The sequence below is a fragment of the Roseateles sp. genome (assembly GCF_047654805.1).
Lineage (GTDB): Bacteria > Pseudomonadota > Gammaproteobacteria > Burkholderiales > Burkholderiaceae_C > Pelomonas.
The window spans coordinates 2,108,754-2,127,528 of the sequence record NZ_JASGIV010000001.1; the positions used below are offsets into that span (position 1 = coordinate 2,108,754).

The 18,775-nt window shown below is 65.5% G+C and carries 14 protein-coding genes and 1 pseudogene; 6 read left to right on the forward strand and 9 right to left on the reverse strand.

Annotated features, from left to right (window positions below; all coding sequences use genetic code 11):
* Positions 1-41: 41 nt before the first annotated feature.
* Complete coding sequence (locus QM732_RS09330; RefSeq protein WP_415655893.1) at positions 42-944, reverse strand: hypothetical protein; 903 nt, start codon at positions 942-944, stop codon at positions 42-44.
* Positions 945-1,276: 332 nt separating this feature from the next.
* Between QM732_RS09330 and QM732_RS09335 the strand changes: the two genes are divergently transcribed.
* From QM732_RS09335 to QM732_RS09355, 5 genes and pseudogenes are all read left to right on the forward strand, one after another.
* Complete coding sequence (locus QM732_RS09335; protein WP_415655894.1) at positions 1,277-2,038, forward strand: SDR family oxidoreductase; 762 nt, start codon at positions 1,277-1,279, stop codon at positions 2,036-2,038.
* Positions 2,039-2,049: 11 nt separating this feature from the next.
* Positions 2,050-2,670: pseudogene (locus QM732_RS09340) on the forward strand (NADPH-dependent F420 reductase); the annotation flags it as partial.
* A 57-nt stretch (positions 2,671-2,727) separates the two neighbouring features.
* Positions 2,728-3,948 carry an MFS transporter gene (locus tag QM732_RS09345; protein ID WP_415655895.1) on the forward strand — a complete coding sequence of 407 codons (1,221 nt, stop codon included), beginning with the start codon at positions 2,728-2,730 and terminating at the stop codon, positions 3,946-3,948.
* A 240-nt stretch (positions 3,949-4,188) separates the two neighbouring features.
* Positions 4,189-4,965 carry a hypothetical protein gene (locus QM732_RS09350; protein WP_415655896.1) on the forward strand — a complete coding sequence of 259 codons (777 nt, stop codon included), beginning with the start codon at positions 4,189-4,191 and terminating at the stop codon, positions 4,963-4,965.
* The gene (locus QM732_RS09355) at positions 4,966-5,166 is read left to right on the forward strand and encodes a hypothetical protein (protein ID WP_415655897.1); all 201 of its coding nucleotides are present in this window, start codon (positions 4,966-4,968) and stop codon (positions 5,164-5,166) included. It abuts the gene before it with no gap.
* 150 nt (positions 5,167-5,316) lie between these two features.
* Here QM732_RS09355 and QM732_RS09360 read toward each other — a convergent pair whose 3' ends face one another.
* The 3 genes from QM732_RS09360 to QM732_RS09370 all read right to left on the reverse strand — a co-directional run bounded on the left by QM732_RS09360 (position 5,317) and on the right by QM732_RS09370 (position 6,795).
* Complete coding sequence (locus tag QM732_RS09360; protein ID WP_415655898.1) at positions 5,317-5,796, reverse strand: YybH family protein; 480 nt, start codon at positions 5,794-5,796, stop codon at positions 5,317-5,319.
* A gap of 145 nt (positions 5,797-5,941) precedes the next feature.
* Positions 5,942-6,163 carry a hypothetical protein gene (locus QM732_RS09365; protein ID WP_415655899.1) on the reverse strand — a complete coding sequence of 74 codons (222 nt, stop codon included), beginning with the start codon at positions 6,161-6,163 and terminating at the stop codon, positions 5,942-5,944.
* A 176-nt stretch (positions 6,164-6,339) separates the two neighbouring features.
* Positions 6,340-6,795, reverse strand: coding sequence for a DoxX family protein (locus QM732_RS09370; protein ID WP_415655900.1), 456 nt, complete (start codon positions 6,793-6,795; stop codon positions 6,340-6,342).
* Between the two features lie 260 nt (positions 6,796-7,055).
* Here QM732_RS09370 and QM732_RS09375 point away from each other — a divergent pair, with 260 nt between their 5' ends.
* Positions 7,056-7,358 carry a hypothetical protein gene (locus tag QM732_RS09375; protein WP_415655901.1) on the forward strand — a complete coding sequence of 101 codons (303 nt, stop codon included), beginning with the start codon at positions 7,056-7,058 and terminating at the stop codon, positions 7,356-7,358.
* 16 nt (positions 7,359-7,374) lie between these two features.
* Here the strand turns inward: QM732_RS09375 and QM732_RS09380 are convergent, their stop codons facing one another.
* From QM732_RS09380 to QM732_RS09400, 5 genes are all read right to left on the reverse strand, one after another.
* Positions 7,375-8,727, reverse strand: coding sequence for a patatin-like phospholipase family protein (locus QM732_RS09380; RefSeq protein ID WP_415655902.1), 1,353 nt, complete (start codon positions 8,725-8,727; stop codon positions 7,375-7,377).
* A 9-nt stretch (positions 8,728-8,736) separates the two neighbouring features.
* Positions 8,737-10,113 (reverse strand): efflux transporter outer membrane subunit, encoded by a 1,377-nt coding sequence (locus tag QM732_RS09385; protein ID WP_415655903.1) that lies wholly within the window; start codon positions 10,111-10,113, stop codon positions 8,737-8,739.
* A gap of 1 nt (position 10,114) precedes the next feature.
* A complete protein-coding gene (locus QM732_RS09390; RefSeq protein WP_415655904.1) occupies positions 10,115-13,294 on the reverse strand; it encodes an efflux RND transporter permease subunit in 3,180 nt (1,059 codons plus the stop codon).
* Positions 13,295-13,304: 10 nt separating this feature from the next.
* Entirely contained in the window at positions 13,305-14,498 is a 1,194-nt protein-coding gene (locus tag QM732_RS09395; protein ID WP_415655905.1) for an efflux RND transporter periplasmic adaptor subunit, read from the reverse strand.
* 312 nt (positions 14,499-14,810) lie between these two features.
* Positions 14,811-18,725: a DEAD/DEAH box helicase gene (locus tag QM732_RS09400; protein ID WP_415655906.1), complete on the reverse strand. Its 3,915-nt coding sequence runs from the start codon at positions 18,723-18,725 to the stop codon at positions 14,811-14,813.
* Between the last annotated feature and the right edge of the window lie 50 nt (positions 18,726-18,775).

Consider the following 18,775-nt stretch of genomic DNA (forward strand, 5'->3'; position numbering starts at 1 on the left):
GCGGCGTGCATTGCAGCTGCATCAAGGACGCGCTTTGAACTTCACTGGCGGCTCGGCGCATCGTCACCTGACGGCCGATCGGCCTGAGGGGTCTCAAGACGCCAATGGGGATTGATGCGAAACATCGTCCGCACGCCGCCACCGGGCGTCTGCTCTTCCGCCAGGTCAAACAGCTCCGTCGCCGACAGGACGGCTTTCAGGTTGGGGAGTCCGAAGCGCCCGCGGAGATCCTCCAGTTCATCAGGCGCCTGCCGCTTGATCAGGTGGCCGGCAGTGGACAGCAGCGTCCACCCGTCGGCGCGTGGCGTCGCCATGGCGACCTGACCAAGCATGACGACCAGCCGGCTGCTGCGCAGGAACAGCAGCTCCATCTGGCGTTGCCCCTCCTCGGAGGCAAGAAGAGCCGCCTGCTCTTTGCACGCGGTCTCCATGGTTTTGGCCCAACCTCTTAGGCGCTCGAGCATCGCAACGGCTGCCTCGCGCTGCACGTCAAGCCAGGTCGTCGCGAGCTCGGCGTCGCCGGCGACCGCAGCCTGCCAGCGCGGGAGGAAGTGGTGCACCAGCTCGTTGCGGCGATCAACCAGCTCCTTCAGCTCGGCTGCATGACGTGCTGCGGTCTGCGCATCGGTCTCCACGGAGAAGCGAAAGCCAAACCAGGCCTCCTCGATCGCATCGGGTGCTGTTTCGTCTGAGGCCGGCTGCAGCACTTCGTCCACAAGCCTACCGGCAAGGTCGCCCATCGACCGCCGGTCGATCAACGCCGCATGCCTGTCGAAGCGCTCCGCAAACTTGCTGACCGGCGCGTGGAAGCGGGCGTGCGTCATCAAGACCTTCAGCACCTGCTCGACCTGTTGGTAGATAACCAGGTTGCGACCGATGCGCCGCAGCACCTCATCGGTGGCAGGTGTCCTGGCTGGCGCCATTGGCGCCGTTGAGTCGCTCACTCGATGTCCTCCCTCGCGTGTTGTCTTGGGCACGTCGTGGCAGAGCTCGAGTCATCCGCCTCGCTGCAATGTAGCCCGCGTCGCAGCGGGGGCTCTACCTACCCCACCTTGTTTCGGCCCAGCTATCTCAATCGGGGCAGGCGACGTCGTCGCGCAGACCTGAAGCTGACCAAGGCGATTCGCGAGGTACGCCGCGGCTCCTGACCCAGTTTCGCGCCGGAGTCTTCAAGCAATGCTTGAAAACGATTTGCGCGATTAACCACTACCGGAGATTGAGCCGAGCAACCAAAGTAGAGCCACCGTTACCTCACTTCCCACCTGAAAGGACTGTCATGAGCACCACTTCCACCCACAAGCCCTTCTCCGGCAAGGTCGCCCTCGTCACCGGCGGCTCCCGCAGCATCGGCGCCGCTGTCGTGCGCCGCCTGGCCGCCGATGGCGCCGCTGTCGCCTTCACCTACGTCGCCTCCGCAGAGCCCGCCATCGCGCTGGTCAAGGAAATTGAAGCCGCTGGCGGCACCGCCCTGGCCATCTTTGCCGACGCTGGCGACCCGGCCGCCGTGAAGGCCGCCGTCGAGAAGACTGCCTCCACGTTCGGCGGCAAGGTCGACATCCTGGTCAACAACGCCGGCATCGCCATCGTCAAGCCCACCGGCGACTTCACGCTGGAAGACTTCGACCGCATCGTCGACGTCAACGTCAAGGGCGTCGTCGTCGCCACGCAGGAAGCCCTCAAGTACATGGGCACCGGCGGCCGCATCATCAACATCGGCAGCATCAACAGCGAGTACGTGCCCTACGGCGGCGGCGGCCTGTACGTCCTGACCAAGGCTGCGGTCGCTGGCTGGACCCAAGCCGCGGCCCGTGACCTCGGCCCGCGCGGCATCACCATCAACAACGTGATGCCCGGCCCGACCAACACGGACATGAACCCGGAGACCAGCGACTTCGCCGCTCTGGCCAAGACCTACATCGCGGTCCAGCGCTACGCCCAGCCGGCCGAGATCGCCGACGCGGTCGCCTACCTGGCCAGCCCCGGCGCCGGTTTCATCACGGGCGCCAACGTGCCCGTCGATGGCGGCTACTCCGCCTAAGGCAACCTGAACCACCACGCAAGGAGCACATCATGAGCATCGGCATCATCGGCACCGGCAACATCGGCAGTGCCATCGCCCGCGCAATGGTTCGCATCGGTCAGGATGTGACCCTTGCGAACAGCCGCGGCCCGGCATCGCTGGAAGCCCTGGTCTACGAACTGGGCGCGAAGGCCAAGGCCGGCACCGTGGCGGAAGCCGCAAAGGCGGACATCGTCTTCGTGTCGGTCAACTGGTCCAAGATTCCCTCGGCGCTGTCTGGCCTGGGCGACTGGGGCGGCCGCATCGTGGTCGACACCAACAACCCCATCGAAGCACCGACCTTCCGTCCCTTCGATCTGGGTGGCCGCAGCTCGTCCGAGGTCTTCTCGGAGTTCGTGCCCGGCGCCAAGGTCGTCAAGGCCTTCAACCATCTGCAGCCGCATTTGCTCTCGGGCAACCCGCGTGCTGAAGGTGGCCAGCGCGTGATGTTCCTGGCTGGTGACGACGGCGCCTCCAAGGGCAAGGTCGCGCAGCTGATGACCAAGCTCGGCTTCCATGCCATCGACCTCGGCTCGCTGGCCGAAGGCGGTCGCCTGACGCAGTTCCCCGGCGGCCCCTTGCCGGCGTTGAACCTCGTCAAGTTCGGCTGAACCAGAACGAAGGCCCCGCGAGGGGCCTTCAAACTTCCAGAGAGGCTCATCGTGAGCATGAACACCCCCACCGCAACGGATGCGGCGCCCGACGGAGCGGCGACAAGCTCCTGGACCGCGATCATTGCGCTGGCTGTTGCTGCGTTCGCGCTGGTGAGCACCGAGTTCCTGCCGGTGGGCCTGCTGCCCCAGATCGCGCGCGAGCTCGGGATCACAGAAGGTCAGGCCGGGTTGATGGTGACGCTGCCGGGCCTGCTTGCCGCGTTCGCTGCCCCCATGACCATCGCCTTCGCCGGCAACATCGACCGCCGCTGGCTGCTCGGTGGCCTGCTTGGGCTGCTGGTGCTTTCCAATGTGGCCGTCGCCTTCTCGGGCAGCTTCGCCTTCATCCTGCTGGGACGGGTGCTGCTGGGTCTGGCAGTCGGTGGTTTCTGGACCATCGGCGGCTCCCTCGGGCCACGGCTGAAGCCAGGTTCCGATGCCGCCAAGGCCAGCGCCCTCATCCTGTCCGGTGTCTCCATCGGCACGGTCGCCGGTGTCCCTGCGGGCGCACTGCTTGGCGAGTTGATGGGATGGCGCTGGGCCTTCGGCGTGGCGAGCGCAGTTTCGGTGTCGGTGCTGGTCCTGCTGCTGGCTGTCTTGCCGCCGTTGCCGGCCTCTGAGTCCAGCAAGGGCCTGCGGGACATTCCCGACCTGCTGAAGGAGCCCAAGGTGCGTCTGGGCCTGATCGCCATCGTTTTGGTGTTCGTGGGCCAGTTCGCGTCGTACACCTACATCAGCCCCTTCCTGATCCAGGTGACCGGCATCGCGCCGGTGGCGCTGGGCGGGGTTCTGCTCGGCTACGGCGTTGCGGGCTTCCTCGGCAATATCGTGGGTGGCTGGCTGGCCAGCCGCAGCCTGCGCGGCGCGCTGGTGGCCACAGGCATGGTGCTCGGGCTGTCGGTGTTGCTCCTGGTGCTCCTGGGGTCGAGCGCTTGGTGGGCGGTGCCGCTGACCATCATCTGGGGCCTGGGCTTCGGCATGCTTCCCATCGCCATGCAGAGCTGGATGTTCGGCGCGGCACCGAACAAGCTGGAGGCCGTCCAGGCCGTCTTCGTGTCCGTTGCACAGGCGGCGATTGGCAGCGGCGCGCTGCTGGGCGGCCAGGTCGTCGATCACTTCGGAGTGTCGAGCGCACTTTGGCTCGGAGCATCAGCTGCGCTGGCAACCGCGCTCGTGGTCGCCGTCGGCACACGCGCTCAAGGTGGCAACACCTTCACACCGACCCAGCCGGCCTGAAGCACTCTCCGATTGGCGGCAGCGCTATTGGCATGGGGTACCACGGGGCGCCTCGCGGGGCTCCCAGGTCATTTCACAAATAGTCCAGAAACTCTGGGAATTTTGCTCACTCGTGCAAGAAATCCGGGAAAGGCCGGGAGTTACTATACAACTTGCCATTCTGTATAGTAACTTCGCCTCACCCCCGAAGTCGCGAATTCGAGTTCAATCCACCCTGGAAAAATTGGCTGACTTTGATAAATGGCAGAGAACATGCAACAAAACAGCATGACCACCCACTTCGTGTCCGCGATCCTCAGTCTGGTTGAAACCCAAGGAATGAGTGAAGAAGACCGCAAAGTCATTCGCGAACAGGTGATGCAGGCGGTACCCAACATCACCGACAACCCGCGCGACAAAACCGAACCCAACGCGCAACTGCTCGTGTGTATGGCGTTCCTGTTGTTCGTTCGGGTAGAAAGCTTGTATGGGTCTGCTGGACCCGCAGAGCTCCATTTCCATCCCATCTTTTGGGACCACCCAAGCTCCCGAGTTGGTCCTATGCACGGCGATCACGACACCTTTGGCGTAGCCATTGGAAGCTTTGCCATGACATGGGAAGACGTGTTCTACGAGCTTGCCCATGAAATGGTCCACTTCTTGAACCCGGTGGCGAGCGCGCACGAGAGGAAGGTTGCCACGCTTGATGAAGGTGTTGCCGTCAAGTTCGCCGAAAACACTTATCGCGAATTTATCTCCGGCTATACCAGTCACCGCCCCCAAACCTCCCCTCTCACCATGCCTGATAAGCGATATTTTCCAGCCTATTTGGCAACGGTGAAGATTCCAGATCAGGTTTTGGCGGTCGTACGCAATCGATTCGGAAGCTTCTCGAATATCAATAACATCGAGGCTTTTGGCGCATTGACTTCCGACTATCTTGATCAGTCTGAAATCGCACTGCTGGCAAGTCCCTTCTCGTATCCAACGCCGGCAGCTTCTCGTAGTTCAACTTCGCATCACCCAGGAGATATATAAATGGCAGATTATCAAGAGCTTTGGGCGAATGGATATCGCGATGGCTGGAATGAACAGAGCACCAGGACGCCCCCTCAACCGGCGATTCCACCCATGCCGACCATCCCGACCGGTACCTTGGACCCTGAGGATTGGGTTTATGCGGAAGGAAGAAAGCGTGGCGTGATCGACCGCATGAAGGTTCAGGCCGGGCTGGGCTGATCCACCTTGCATACAACCGGCGATCAGCCGGTCGCGCGGTGAATTGACGGCACGGTTCAGGCCGACAGATGCCAACGAAGCGCGCCTGGTCAACGCGACGCTGCCGTTGGCCGCCAAGCTAAGGGCTGAGGGGCTCCAACCCCTGGCCGTCTACCGGCCAGGGGGCTTGTTCGCATTGAACATGTACCGATGGATCTTCCAGCTCCCATGTTCACGCCGGAAGACGAAGAACTCGTTGTTGCCGACCTCGGCTTCCACCCCCGTCGCGCGCACGGTGAACTTGCCGGTCGAGGTCGTTCTCGCCCAGGCCAGATCTCCGGTGACATCCACCTCGTGGATGTGGAACAGACCATTCAGCTTCAGCGTGTCGAACACCCAGACGTAGGCCTCCTCGACAGCCTTGCGCCCAACGGCAGCCGGAGCGAACTCGGGCATGAACACCGGGTCGTGGCTGTACAGCTGCATGACCGCATCGACCTGCGCATTGGTCAGGGCGCGTTCGTAGTGGCGGATGACCAGCTCAATCGCCGCGCGGTCGCTTGGACCCGCGGGGGTCGCTTGCAATGGCCCGCAGGCAAGGGTCAGCGCGGCAAGCGTGACGCGCCGGGTGCGATCAAAGAGGGAGCTCATGAATATCACCTTGAAATGTGGACTGGGCCGCCCTTGGGTGACGCGTGCGAGCGGCTGGCGCCGATGAGCGAATAGGACAACCGGACGGTCGCTTCCTAGCTGCTGGTGAAGACCTGTCATCACCGACAGGCGCCCTCACCCACCGCTACTCTTCGTGCACCCAGATGCTGTCCGAGTAGTGGATGTCGGTCGTGAGGCCGGTGGGGTTGTGGACGTCCCCGAAGCGACCATGGAAGCACACCATGAGCTCCGCGTCGGGATAGGCCTCGTCGATCTTGTGTGCCAGGCGCTTGCACCTGGCGTCCTCAAGTGCTGCCGAGGAGACCCAGACGAAGAGCCCGCGCCCATCGGCTGACCTGGCCTTCATCTGGAGCACCCGATGCGCCCCGGCCCGAATCACGCGCTCCACCGCGCCGACGTACCGCCGGATTCGGCAAAGCTCGAGGACCGGCAGGCCATCGGCCAAATGGAACGGCCCTGCTTCCGGGCTGGGTGAGGTGGCGGGCATGGGGCACCATCAGTTCAGATCTCAGGGAGCCGAGCTCAGCGATCGGCCTTGCGCCCGTCGAGGCTCGCGCGCCCCGCCCCGACCGCGGCGACAAAGAACATGGCGCCGGCCACGGACAGGTTCTTCATGAACATCAGCTGCTGGATCATTTGCTGATCGGCCGGCAGCTTCCAGTAGGCATGGAAGGTCACGCTCGCAGCGATGGTGAACAGGCCCAGCAGGCCAGCCGCCAGCCGCGCATGCCAGCCGACGGCCAGGGCCAGCCCGGCGACCAGCTCGAAGGCGCCCACGACCACGGCGACCACGGAAGGCATCGGCAGCCCCGCTGACGCGATGAAGGCGGCGGTTCCGGAGATGTTGCCCAGCTTGCTGGCACCGGACAGGATGAACATCAGCGCGAGCAGCACGCGACCGACCACCGTGAGGGTGGTCAAGAGAGGTGCCGAAGACTTGCTGTCCGAGGCGGTACTGAGAGTGTGGGCGTGAGCCATGACAAGGTCCTCCTGAAGGGCGCTCGGCACATGGACCGAGCAGATGGGTTGAAAGAGTGCGATGCCAGTGTTGAATCTGGCCCACCCCAACACTTCACCCAGTGAAGACAGCAGGCTCTATCCCGAAAGAGGCAGCTCGGCGACGAAGCCGCGAGGCCCCCTGGCTACTGTTCAAAGCATGGCAACGCTGAGTTCAACGCAGCCTCATTTGCAGCGGCGCGCAAGCGATCAATACTGCAGACGAACGCTGGGAGAACACCATGAGTAGAACTTCGACGCACCTGATCTGCACGATGGCCGCGCTTGCGCTCATCGCGTTCGCTGGCGTGCCGTCAGCGTTCGCGCAGGAGCAGCCGCCGCAGCCGAAGGAAGAACCGGCCGAAGCCCAGAAGGCGCCGCTCAAGGCCTTGTTTGCCAAGTTGGAGCCACGCCGCCCCAGCCCGACGACCCAGCCCACATTGCGCCCTGCCGAGCCGCAAGCCGAACCGGGGGCCGACCACCGCCCCAAGCAGCAGGTGCGGAACCCGCTCGCGCCGAAGACCATCTACAACGTCGGCCTGTAGGCTGCGGCCGTCGGCCCTACTTCGCTGCCACGACCGAAGGTTCAGGGGGCCGGGCGCTCGAATTGAGGTCGTCCAGCAGCGCGTGCCACGCCGGATCCCCGTCCAGCTTTGCGCGCACAAACTGCTTGATGCTTTGGACTTCAGCCTGGCTGATCCGCAGTTCGGTCGGAAGGCTCCGCAGCGGCAGGAACTCCGCCCTTCCCGGCAACTCCTTCAGGCCGATCTCGATCACATGGAATCGCAGATCGCTGTCCAGCAGGCCGTCGAGGACTTGGGGATTTGCCTCCCGGATCTGCTGAGCCCAACGCTCGATGGCTGCGCCGAGCAAGCCGATGCCGTCGACGGACGAGCGCTTGATGGGCACCGCATGCACCGACTGAAACTGGCGCAGGATGCCCGGTGTGTCCGGTGTGTCGTCCTCATCGTCACGAGGCGTTCTCATGGCGTTGACGATGATGAACACGCCTCTCTTGATGCCCCTGTAGCCACCCAGCCGGGTCGACTGCAGAAGACCTCCGGCCGCGGCAACGTACTCGAGGGGCATCCTCGCGCCGGTGTTGTCTGCCAGCCCGCCATCGGCCAAGTGGAGATACCGCGCCTCGTCGATGAACGGGATGCTGCGCTGAGTTCGAGGCCGGACCGGGCAGCTCAGGCTGTGGTTCCACAGCGTGATCGGCGAGGCGACCACAGGGACAGCCATCGACGCCGCGACCGCACGGGCCACGGGAACCAGAGACAGGTCTGAGCAGAGGTGGTCGAATTCTTCCTGGGTGAAGCCGAAGCGTTCGCCCGAGTGGATGTCGGTGGCGTTGAGGATGACCACCGGACGCTGGCGCGGCAACGCCCCGTAGGTCGCGCCATGAAAGAGCTGCGCGTCCAGCACCTCCTGCAGCAGATCGCCGCGACCATAGCGGCTGGAGGTCTGCGCGAACAAGCCGCTGGGCGACAGGAACTTTGATACCGCTTTTGACTGGAGGTCCAGCCCCAGCACCCGTCGCTCGAAGCCGGGAAAGTATTCGTCGCGATGGACCAGGAAGTCAGCGGCGGCCAAGCTGCCGCCCGACACGCTGGAGATGATGTCGACTTCGTTCAGCAGCGACCGAGGCGTGCCCTCCCACTGGATGACGGTGTCGTTCAAGGCGTCCAGCACGGCATAGGCCAGCGCCGCCGCTCGGTAGCCGCCGCCCGAGAGCGTGACCACGATGTGCAGGCTGTCGCTGTTGTTCGGTTGGGGCGGCACGTCAGAGATCGAGTACCTCGGCCCATTGCTGTCCGCGGAGAGCGGCGGGTTGACCAAGTAGTGCTGGCTCGAGCACGCGGTCAGCAACAGGGCCGCGCACAGCACGCCCAGGCGCAGCGCCGCGTGCATGGCGCTCCCCTAGCCTCCCAGCGCCGCGTAAACCGCAACATAGGTCGCCGATGCGTCCAACTGCGTCGTGACCAGCTTGTCACGGGCATCGAGACTGGTCCTTTCGGCTTCCAGCACGTCGAGGAAGCTGGAGACGCCATCCCGGTAGCGCTGGTTGGCCAGGGCCACTGCCTGCTCGGCATGCTGCACCTGGCGCGTCAGATGGACCAGCCGCTCCCGGTACTGGGCATAGCTGGTCAGCGCCCGGTCAGTCTCCTCGAGGGCTTCGACAACCTGCTGACGGAACACGGCCGCCGCCTCTTCGGCCTGTGCGCCGGCGACCTGGATCCTCGCCTTCACCCGGGGGATGTCCAGGAACGCCCAGGAAATGCGCGGCAGGACCGAGGCGAAGCCAAAGGCCGAATCGCCAAGACCGGAGCCCCGCGGTGCCGACCAGCCGGCCGCACCCTCGACGGCGATCCTGGGATAGAGATCGGCGGTGGCGATCCCGATGCGTGCCGTGGCAGCGGCCACTCGACGTTCGGCCGCGCGGAGGTCAGGCCGCCTGCGCAGCAGCTCCAAGGGCTCGCCGATGCCGCCCAGCTCTGGCGTGGCCAGATGGCGCGTGACGGCGAGCTGCTCGACATAGGTGCCGGGCGGCTTGCCGCACAAGGCCGCCAGGCGGTACATGTGGGACCGGACTTCGGCGGTCAGCGTCGGCACCTGCGCCGACGTGCTGGCCACCTGCGCGGCCGCTCGAGCGACGTCGAAGGCCGTGCCGCGGCCCACGTCGAGCTTGGTCTGCACGATGGAATACGTGCCCTGCTGCGCCGCCAGTGACGCTTGCGCGATGGCCAGCCTTTCCTGCGTTCCCCGCAATGCCACATAGGTCCTGGCAACCTCGGCGGTCAGCACGCGTCGGGCGTCCCTCAGCAGGGATTCCTCGGCCTGTTCGTCTGCCCGCGCGGCCTCGACCGTGCGACCGACTCGGCCGACCACGTCGGCCTCCCAGGCCGCATTGACGCCGGCCACGGCCGATCGAACCTCCCGTCCGCCGCCGGCAGGCACATCGCTGCTGCTGCGGCGGCCGTATTCGCCCTGCAGCTGCGCGCCGCCGGTTAGCAGGTAGCCGCGCCAGGCCAGTCCTGCCGCCGCCTGGGCCGCCTCGAAGCGCGCACGCGCCGCGGCGAGGGAATGGCTGTTCGTCAGCGCATCCTCGATGAGACCGTTCAGGACGGGGTCATCGAATCCGCGCCACCAGTCCGGATTGACGGCCGCCGTGGCGGCTGGGGCTGGGCTGACGAAGGCCGCTGGCAGATCGATCTTCGGCGCGACGTAGTCAGGGCCGACGGCGCAGGCCGCGAGCAGGCTGGCCACGGCCAGCACAGTGAGCGTAGAGCGTGCCATTTCAGAGCTCCTCGACCGGGGTGAGTGACGCCTGCTTGGGCTGGCGATTGCGGGCCATGGCGAGCTTGCGCACGGCGATGTAGGCCGCCGGCGTCAGCAGCAGGCTGAACACGGTGACGCCCAACATGCCGCCGAACACGCCGAGCCCCAGGGAACGCCGCATCTCGGCACCGGCGCCGCTTGAATACACGAGCGGCAGCACGCCGAAGATGAAGGCCAGCGACGTCATGAGGATGGGACGCAGCCGGATCCGCGCCGCGGAGGCGACAGCCTCCAGTGGGGTCATCCCCGCGTCTTCTTGCTGCCGGGCGAACTCCACGATGAGGATGGCGTTCTTCGCCCCCAGTGCAAGGAGCACCAGGAAGCCGATCTGCGTGAAGATGTTGTTGTCGCCATTGGCCAGCCAGACCGCGCCGATGGAGCACAGCAGGCTCAGTGGGGCGACGATGATGATGGACAGGGGCAGCGTCCAGCTCTCGTAGAGCGCGGCCAGCGCGAGGAACACGAGCAGGACGCTCAGCGGGAAGACCAGCACGGCACTGTTGCCTGCCAACTTCTCCTGCAGCGACAGCTCGGTCCACTCGAACCCCATGCCCGGCGGCAGGGCCTTGGACGCGGCGTCCTCGATGGCCGCCATCGCGGGGCCGGTGGCCACGCCAGGTGCCAGACCGACGTTGATGTCGGCGGCGGTGTACATGTTGTACCGATTCACTACCTCCGGGCCGGTGCTTTCCGAGACGCTCAGCACGGATGCGATGGGGAACAGCCGGCCATCGGACGCACGGGTCTGAAGCTGGCCCACCTGCTCCGGTTCCATGCGGTAGCTGGCATCGGCCTGCAGGTAGACACGGAAGTTGCGGCCGAACTGGGTGAAGTCATTGACGTACAGGGAGCCCAGGTAGGCCTGCAAGGTGTCGTAGACGTTGTCCAGCGGCACGGCCTGGGTCTTGACCTTGTCACGATCCACCTCGACCTTCAGCATGGGCACGCTGTTGCGGAAGGTCGTGAAGGCGCTCGCCACGCCCGGCACCGACGAGGTCGTCTGCATCATCTTGGCCGTCGCCTGCTCCAGCGCGGCCAGGCCGGCCGAGCTGCGATCCTGCAACTGCAGCTTGAGGCCGCCAACGTTGCCGATGCCATTGACGGGGGGCGGTGGGAACGCGGCGATGAAGGCGCCTTGGATGGGCGCCAGGCGGCGCTGGATGTCGGCGCGGATGGCGTCTGCGCTCAATGACGGGTCGCCGCGCTTGTCGAAGTCCTCCAGGATCGGAAACACCGCGCCCGCGCTGCTCGACTCCGCGAAGCCGTTGAACACGTCGATGCCGGCGAACATCGGAAAGTCGCGCACGCCCTTGGTCTCGCGCACCACGGCGGCCACCTGCTTGATGATGGTCGACGTGCGGTCCAGGGACGCGCCGTCGGGCAGCTTCACGGCGATCACGAAGTAGCCCTTGTCCTGGACCGGCACGAAGCCGGTCGGTACCGCGCGGAAGCCCAGCCAGGTCAACGCGATCAGGCCGACATAGACACAGCCCACCAGCCATCCGCGCACGGCGATCTTCCCGGCCAGCCGGCCGTAGCCATCACCGGACTTGTCGAAGAGCCGGTTGAAACGGACGAAGAACCAGCCGAGAGCGGCATCGATGATCCGCTGCAGTCGATCCTTGGGCGCGTCCTTGCCGCGCAGCAGCAGCGCGCCCATGGCGGGCGCCATCGTCAGCGAGTTGAAGGTGGAGATCAGCGCCGCGGCGGCGATGGTCACCGCGAACTGGCGATAGAACTCGCCGCTGATGCCGGTGATGAATGCGGCGGGCACGAACACTGCCGTGAGAACGGCGGCGATGCCGATGACCGCTGAACCAACCTCCGAGACCGTCAGCTTGGCCGCCTCCAGCGGTGCCATGCCGTGGTGGATGTGCCGCTCCATGTTCTCCACGACAACGATGGAGTCGTCGACCACGATGCCGATGGCCAGCACCAGTCCGAAGAGCGTCAGGCTGTTGATGCCGAAGCCCAGTACCTGCAGCACGGCGAAGGTGCCCACAAGCGAGACAGGGATGGCCAGCAGCGGGATGAGCGAGGCGCGCCAGGACTGCAGGAAGACGATGACCACCAGGACCACCAGGACTACAGCCTCGAGCAAGGTGTGCTTCACGGCGTCGATGGACTCGCCAATGAAGGGGATGGTGTCGTAGATCCCGTAGGTGAGGTCTTCGGGGAAGGACGCGGAGATCTCCTTCATCTTCGCCAGCATCTGCCGGTGCGTCTCGAGTGCATTCGCACCCGGCGTCAGGTAGGTCGGCACCGCCACGGACGACTTGCCGGAGAACTCGGAGAAGCGGCCATAGTCCCGCGCGCCCAGCTCGACCCGGGCGACGTCACGCAGGCGCACCGGCTGCCCGTCGGCCCCGGTCTTCAAGACGATCGCCGCGAAGTCTTCTGCCTGGTTGAGCCGGCCCTGCGCAACCAGCGTCAGCTCGAAGGCGCCCCCGTTGCGTTCGGACGGTGCCTGGCCCAGCTTGCCGGCTGCGACCTGGACGTTCTGCTCGCGGATGGCCTTGGCCACATCGGTCGCGGTCAGTCCACGGGAGGCGACCAGCGCCGGATCCAGCCACACGCGGATGGACGACTCGCGGGCGCCGAAGAGCTGGACGTCGCCCACGCCTTCGATGCGAGCCAGCTCATCGCGGACATGAGACAGGGCGTAGTTGCTGAGGTAGGCGACGTCGTAGGTGCCCTTGGGCGAGTAGAGGAAGAAAACCGTCGCCAGATCGGGCGAACGCTTGCGCACATCCAGGCCTTGGCGGATGACCTCGGTCGGGAGCTTGGGCTGGGCGAGTGCCACGCGGTTCTGCACCAGCACCTGTGCACGGTCCACATCGGTGCCCGTCTTGAACACCACGTTGATGGCCAGCGTGCCGCTGTTGGTCGCGGTGGACTGCATGTACAGCATGTCCTGCACACCGTTGACCTGTTCCTCGATGGGCTGAGCCACGGTACTTGCAACCACCTCGGCACTGGCGCCCGGGTAGACGGCGCTGATGGTGATGGTCGGTGGCGCGATGTCCGGGTACTGCGTGATCGGCAACCTGAACATGGCCACCAGGCCGACGAGAACGGTCAACACCGCCAGCACGCAGGAGAAGACGGGACGGACGACAAAGAAGTGACGGATGTCCATGGCGATCTCCTCAGCGGCTCGGTGCGGCGTTCGTTCGCGCCGCCGGCTGCATGGCCACCTGCTGCGGCGTCACGCGAGTGTTGGGCTGGACGCGCTGCAGGCCGTCGACGATGACCCAGTCGTCCTTGCCGAGCCCCGATCTCACGACGCGTAGGCCGTCGTGCAGCGGGCCCAGTTCGACGGCCTTGGGCTTGACCACGCCCTTGTCGTCGACGGTCATCACGACTCGACGCCCCAAATCGGTCGCGACGGCCTGGTCCTGCACGAGGATGGCGTCGTAGGACTTGTCACGTTCGACCCGCACCCGGGCGAACATGCCCGGCGTGAGCTCGCGGCCCGTCTTGTTCGAGAACACCGCTCGGACGCGAATGGTTCCCGTGGTGGTGTCGAGCTGGTTGTCGACGAAGTCCATCTTGCCCACCCTGTCGAAGCTCTTCTCGTCAGCCAGCGCCAGGTGGACGGGCTTGGGGTCATGGCGAGCACCACCGTTGACACGCGTTTCCTGGGGCTGCTGGTAGCGGAGATAGGCGCGCTCGTCGGCGTCGAAGAGCACGTACATGGGGTCCTGCGATACCACGGTGGTCAACAACGTCGCACTGGCCCCGCTGCCGCTGATGAGGTTGCCAACGGTGACGAGCGCCCTGCCCGTACGCCCGCCGACAGGCGCACGCACGGTCGTGTAGGCCAGGTCCAGCGTCGCCGCCTCGAGCTGCGCACGCGCTGCCGCCGTCGTGGCCTCCGCTTCGTCCTTTGTTTTCGCGAGCGTCTCGTATTCCTCGCGCGAGATGGCCGACGTGCGCACCAGCCGCTCACCGCGCGTTTCATTGGCGCGTGACAGCTCCAGCGCTGACTCGGCTCGCTTAAGCTCGGCGGCACGGCGCGCGACCTCGACGGCATAGGGGTCCGGATCGATGGTGAACAGCACATCACCAGGACGGACCAGCTGACCTTCCTTGAAGTGCACCTTCTTGAGATGGCCGGAGACGCGCGGACGGATCTCGACGCTGTCGACGGCCGACACGCGCCCGGTGAACTCGTCAAAGTCGACGATGTTGCGCATGACAGGACGCGCCACGGAGACCGAGGGCGGCGCTGCCGCGGGGGCCGTCGCTTGGGAAGGCGAGCAACCCTCCAGGACGAGCAAGCCGCATGCGGCCAGCAAGCCGGCAACGACTCGCACAAGTGTTGGGAAGTGGTGGTTCATAGTGGCCCTCCAGGCAGTGGTGGCCGGCGACGCATGGCTGCGCTGCCGTTGCACCGATGCTCGCGAGCAACCCAGGTCCCAACGCCCGCCGACGGAGCGGCAGCGAACTACCCCAGTTGAGAGAGGAACGTGATGTGGGCCGCTGCCTGCGTACAGGCCGGCTCACTGGGAGATGCCAGCCTCTCCCGAAGTAGGCACGCCCGTCGACTGGGCTGCCGGCACAGTCACTTCGTCGCCGTAGCCCACGCCGACATCAGACTGACCGCCCAGGGGGTGGTCAGAACAGTAGCCCGCGGTGGAAGCCACCGCGGGCTACGCCTTCGCGTCAGCGGCGACCTGAGCTGGCGGCGCGTCGTTGGCGAGGGCCGCACTCCTGGCCTTCGCGGCGGTGTGATGCCTGTCCAAGCTCCGCGCCATGCGTCCGAAGTACCCATGGATGTCACCGCTGCCCGTCCAGTACGCCCGATTGCCCAGCACGTACAGGCGCTTCTTCGCTCGGGTGACGGCCACATTGACCAGGTTCGGGCTGCGGCCGGCGAAGCCGGAGATCACACCCGGTTTTCTGGGGTCGCCTCCCAGTAGGAAAACGACGTAGTCCGCTTCCTTCCCCTGGAAGGTGTGGACCGTGCCGCACATCTCGTTCACGTCCCTCCAGGCATACCGGGTCGCCAGCAGTTCCCTCATCTTCCGGGCCACTTCGGAGAACGGCGTGATCACGAACGCGCGCAGCTTGCCCTCTTCGTTGCGCGGCTCGTCGCCGACCAACTTCAGCATCGCATCGAGCGCGCGTTGCCCTTGAGCCGGAATCCAATGGTCCTCGTTGCCATCGGAGGGCGCATCCAGCCAGCGGCTCCAGGGTGCCGCGTGCCCAGGTCGGTCGGTGCCCGCGCCGTAGACCATCTTGTCTTCGTAGGCGATGGCATTGGCGATCTCGAACATCGGATCGATGCAGCGTCGATGCACGATCAGCGGTGAGCCCAGCCAGATGCGGTGCTCGGGATCGTCTTCGTTCAGATACATCCCGTACCGGTTGGACAAATCGGCCATCGTTTGCGCGGACGCCTGCGGCGGCACATAGCGTTCCGGGGCGCCGCAACGCTCTCGCAGCGGGTCGGCCAGCTCCGCGGGCGTGCCCACCACAGGCTCCAGCTGGAGAGGATCTCCCACGATCACAGCGCGCCTGGCCCGCCACAAGGCGCCAGCGCAGTACTGCGGCGCCGCCTGGCCGGCCTCGTCGATCAGCACCCAGGCCAGTTCTTCCTTGCCCACGCCACGGAAGAGCCGGGGGAAGGAGGCGAAGGTCGTCGAGACCAGCGGCACCACCAGGAAGAGCGTGTCCCAGAGCGGCATCGGGCCACCATGGATCTGGTTCGCATTGATCTTGCCGTTGAGCAGCCCGATCGAGCCGAACAGCGTCGGCTTGAGCCGACGCCAGGCATGGACGATGAAAGCCTTGTGCAGATCCAGCGCTGCGGAAAAGAGGTCCCTGCGAGCTTCGAATATCTCTGACTCGTCGTGATACGGCGAGGCCTTGTGAAAGTCGTCGCGGGGCACATCGAACAGATGCCAGGCGGCCCGCGGCTCGCCGACAAGCCCGGCCTTGCTGAGCACCGCCTCGTTGGCAGCGAAGACTGCGCTCTTCTCTTGAAGATCGGCAACGACGTTGCGGGCTTCCCTCGACACCAGGGAGGCATCGCGCTGGATGGCCAGCAGTTCCTCGTTGCGCCTCCTCAGGCCGTCTTCAGCGGCGCGGAGCTGCGCTGTCGCGTCAGCGAGCGACGCGGTGGTGTCGATCCTCAAGGCCTGCACCGCAGATCGCGCTCCCCGCGCCTGGGTCTGTGCGGTCTCGAGCTGCGCTTGCGCTGCGGTCAGCTCGCGCTGCCAGCGAACCAGCCCGTCCCTGGCCTGTTCGGCGGTCTCCAGCAGCCGGCGCTTGGTGTCCAGCTCTGCCGTCAGAACATCGCGGCGGTCCTCCCATCGCTTCAGGTTGTTCTTCCTGAGGAACGCGGAGATGGCGCCGGGCTCGGTGCGCCCATGGGCGTCCAGATCGTCCTTGACCCGGCTGCGGCTGCGCTCCGCCCGATCGACGTTGTCCACCAGTTCGTCAATGGATCCCTCCGGCCGGCGTTGGCGCACGCTGGCCAGCAACCGCTCGGATGCTTGGAGGTTCGATTCCTTCTGTGCCTGCTGCTGCAAGGCCGAGACCACCGTGTTGAGGCGTTGCACCTGGTCGCCAGAGGCGGTCAATGCGGACTTGGTGTCCACCTCCCTGCGCGTCAGATCGGCCAACGCGCCGGCGAGATCCGCGCGTCGAGCCTGCAAGTCCCGGAGCCTGGGCGCCAGCTGCTCGTTGACCCTCAGGTAGTTCGCCAGCGTGCCGACGCGCTCCAACTCCGCGTTGGCGCGTTCTCTGGCCTGTGCATAGTGCGCGCGGGCCTCGTTCCAGGAAGGAACCGTGCCGCTGAACTCGGCAACCCATTCCTGCAGTGTGAATGGGCGCAGCGGATCCGGAGGTTCCTCGGGCTGCTCGGACGCCTGTTCCTGGCGCTTTCCGCGGCCCTTGGTTTTGCTGTCGTCCTTGCGCCCCTCCCAGAAGTCGGCGGCGAACGCGAACTTGTTGTCCTGACGCCCCAACGCGGCGGACACCAGCCCCCAGCGCTTCAGTGGACGTTGCGTGGTCCCCTTGGGCAGCCCGAGGGAATCAGCGACCTCCGAGAAGTAGTCGATGTCCATCCGCTTGTCGATCGCCGCCAGGCCCGGCAGGTCCTTGCTGATGTTCTCGGCGGCACCGTTGTTGGCACAGGCGACCACGATGCCGAACCCGCGCAGCCGGTCGTGAAGCTTCCAGACCGGGTACTCGTGGCGCTCGATCTTCAGTCGGGTGGGGAAGGCGTCCAGCGGATCAGCAAAGGACTCCAGCACGTTAGCGCGCTCCGTGACGATGCCCGCCAGAAGGTCCTTGAGCATCGTGGTCTTGCCGGTGCCGGGCGGACCGTTGACCGAGAACAGCCCGCCGTCGCTCAGCTCACGCATGATGGTGTTGACGGCGAACTGCTGGGCCGTGACCAGCGGGAACTCGCCGGGCCAGCAAGCCGTGGGCGTGAGGCTGGGGTGCACACCGCGTACCAGTTGCTGGCGTGAGCCCTCCAGATCGCACCGATCAGGGTGAATGGGCGTTTCCAGAAACTGCGTCAGCGTCGCGCCACAGCGGCCACCGAGGTATTCGCGCTGGACGTTCTCGAGCTCCTCAGCGAAAAAGCTGTTGAGCGGGTCATCAGGCGCCTTGTCCTGATCCTTGGTTGGTGCACGTTGCGTCTGGATGATCCAAGGTGGCGTGATCGAAGGTTTCCAACCGCAGGTCGAGAACACCACGGCGGCGATGGCCCGTACATCCGCCGCATCGAGCGCCCGGAGTCCGACAGGCCCGCCGGACGCATCGGCGCCCTCGGCAAAGGGGTCATCGACGGGCGAAGCGCCCTCTTGCGCATCACCGCGTGCCTTGTCCCCGACGGCGGACTTGTCTGCCTTGTCCAGAGGATCGTCGTCAATGAGCTGGCGCTGCTTCAACAGGTCGTTGACCGCCGCCTTGACCCGCTGCTGGACGCCGTCGTCACCGAAGAATCCCGAGAAGTCGAAACGAGCGCTCCGGCCTTTGGCAGCTGCAATACACGCAATCGCCCAGGGAACGGTACTGACAAACACCTCGCCGCAGACATGGCCACGCTCATCGATCGGGATCACGAAGGACGCGGCGCTCTCGGGCGCACGCTGCTCGCTGAAATCCAAGGACGGTGCTTCCAGGAGCTCTCGCGCGGTCTCTACGAGCTCCTTGCCGCTGATGAGGCCGGCAAACAGCATGAAACGGCGCTTGCGCTTAAAGAGCTTGTCCAGGGCCTCCATCTTGTCCGGTGCCACCCAGGGCATCTGATGGTCGCCCTCGGCATGGGGGTCCAAGGCCCACACGCAGGTGTCCTTCTCAAGTTTTGGCTTGGGCGGGTTCTGCGGGCTGAGGTACTCGAAGGTTTGCCACAGCTGCAGTGCAGCGAGCGCTTCGCCGCGTGCGCTGGGCGTGGATGGACTGTTTGCGCCTGTACGGCGTCCGGCTTCTGCCATTGTTGGTTCTCCCTGGGCCGGATTTTTGTGCAGTTTGGTGGCCCCTCCTCCTCGCGCTGCGCGCAGATGCGCAGTTCGCACGCCTGAGCAGATCGGGCTGCGCTGCGTCAGCACGGTTGCGCATGGACTGAACGGTAGAGGCCGCGACACCCCGTCGGCCGGGG

Bases quoted from the DNA above. Each gene is read 5' to 3' on its own strand.
- QM732_RS09335 (WP_415655894.1), top strand. From the start codon at position 1,277: ATGAGCACCACTTCCACCCACAAGCCCTTCTCCGGCAAGGTCGCCCTC.
- QM732_RS09345 (WP_415655895.1), top strand. From the start codon at position 2,728: ATGAACACCCCCACCGCAACGGATGCGGCGCCCGACGGAGCGGCGACA.
- QM732_RS09350 (WP_415655896.1), top strand. From the start codon at position 4,189: ATGGCAGAGAACATGCAACAAAACAGCATGACCACCCACTTCGTGTCC.
- QM732_RS09355 (WP_415655897.1), top strand. From the start codon at position 4,966: ATGGCAGATTATCAAGAGCTTTGGGCGAATGGATATCGCGATGGCTGG.
- QM732_RS09360 (WP_415655898.1), bottom strand. From the start codon at position 5,796: ATGAGCTCCCTCTTTGATCGCACCCGGCGCGTCACGCTTGCCGCGCTG.
- QM732_RS09365 (WP_415655899.1), bottom strand. From the start codon at position 6,163: ATGAAGGCCAGGTCAGCCGATGGGCGCGGGCTCTTCGTCTGGGTCTCC.
- QM732_RS09370 (WP_415655900.1), bottom strand. From the start codon at position 6,795: ATGGCTCACGCCCACACTCTCAGTACCGCCTCGGACAGCAAGTCTTCG.
- QM732_RS09375 (WP_415655901.1), top strand. From the start codon at position 7,056: ATGAGTAGAACTTCGACGCACCTGATCTGCACGATGGCCGCGCTTGCG.
- QM732_RS09380 (WP_415655902.1), bottom strand. From the start codon at position 8,727: ATGCACGCGGCGCTGCGCCTGGGCGTGCTGTGCGCGGCCCTGTTGCTG.
- QM732_RS09385 (WP_415655903.1), bottom strand. From the start codon at position 10,113: ATGGCACGCTCTACGCTCACTGTGCTGGCCGTGGCCAGCCTGCTCGCG.
- QM732_RS09390 (WP_415655904.1), bottom strand. From the start codon at position 13,294: ATGGACATCCGTCACTTCTTTGTCGTCCGTCCCGTCTTCTCCTGCGTG.
- QM732_RS09395 (WP_415655905.1), bottom strand. From the start codon at position 14,498: ATGAACCACCACTTCCCAACACTTGTGCGAGTCGTTGCCGGCTTGCTG.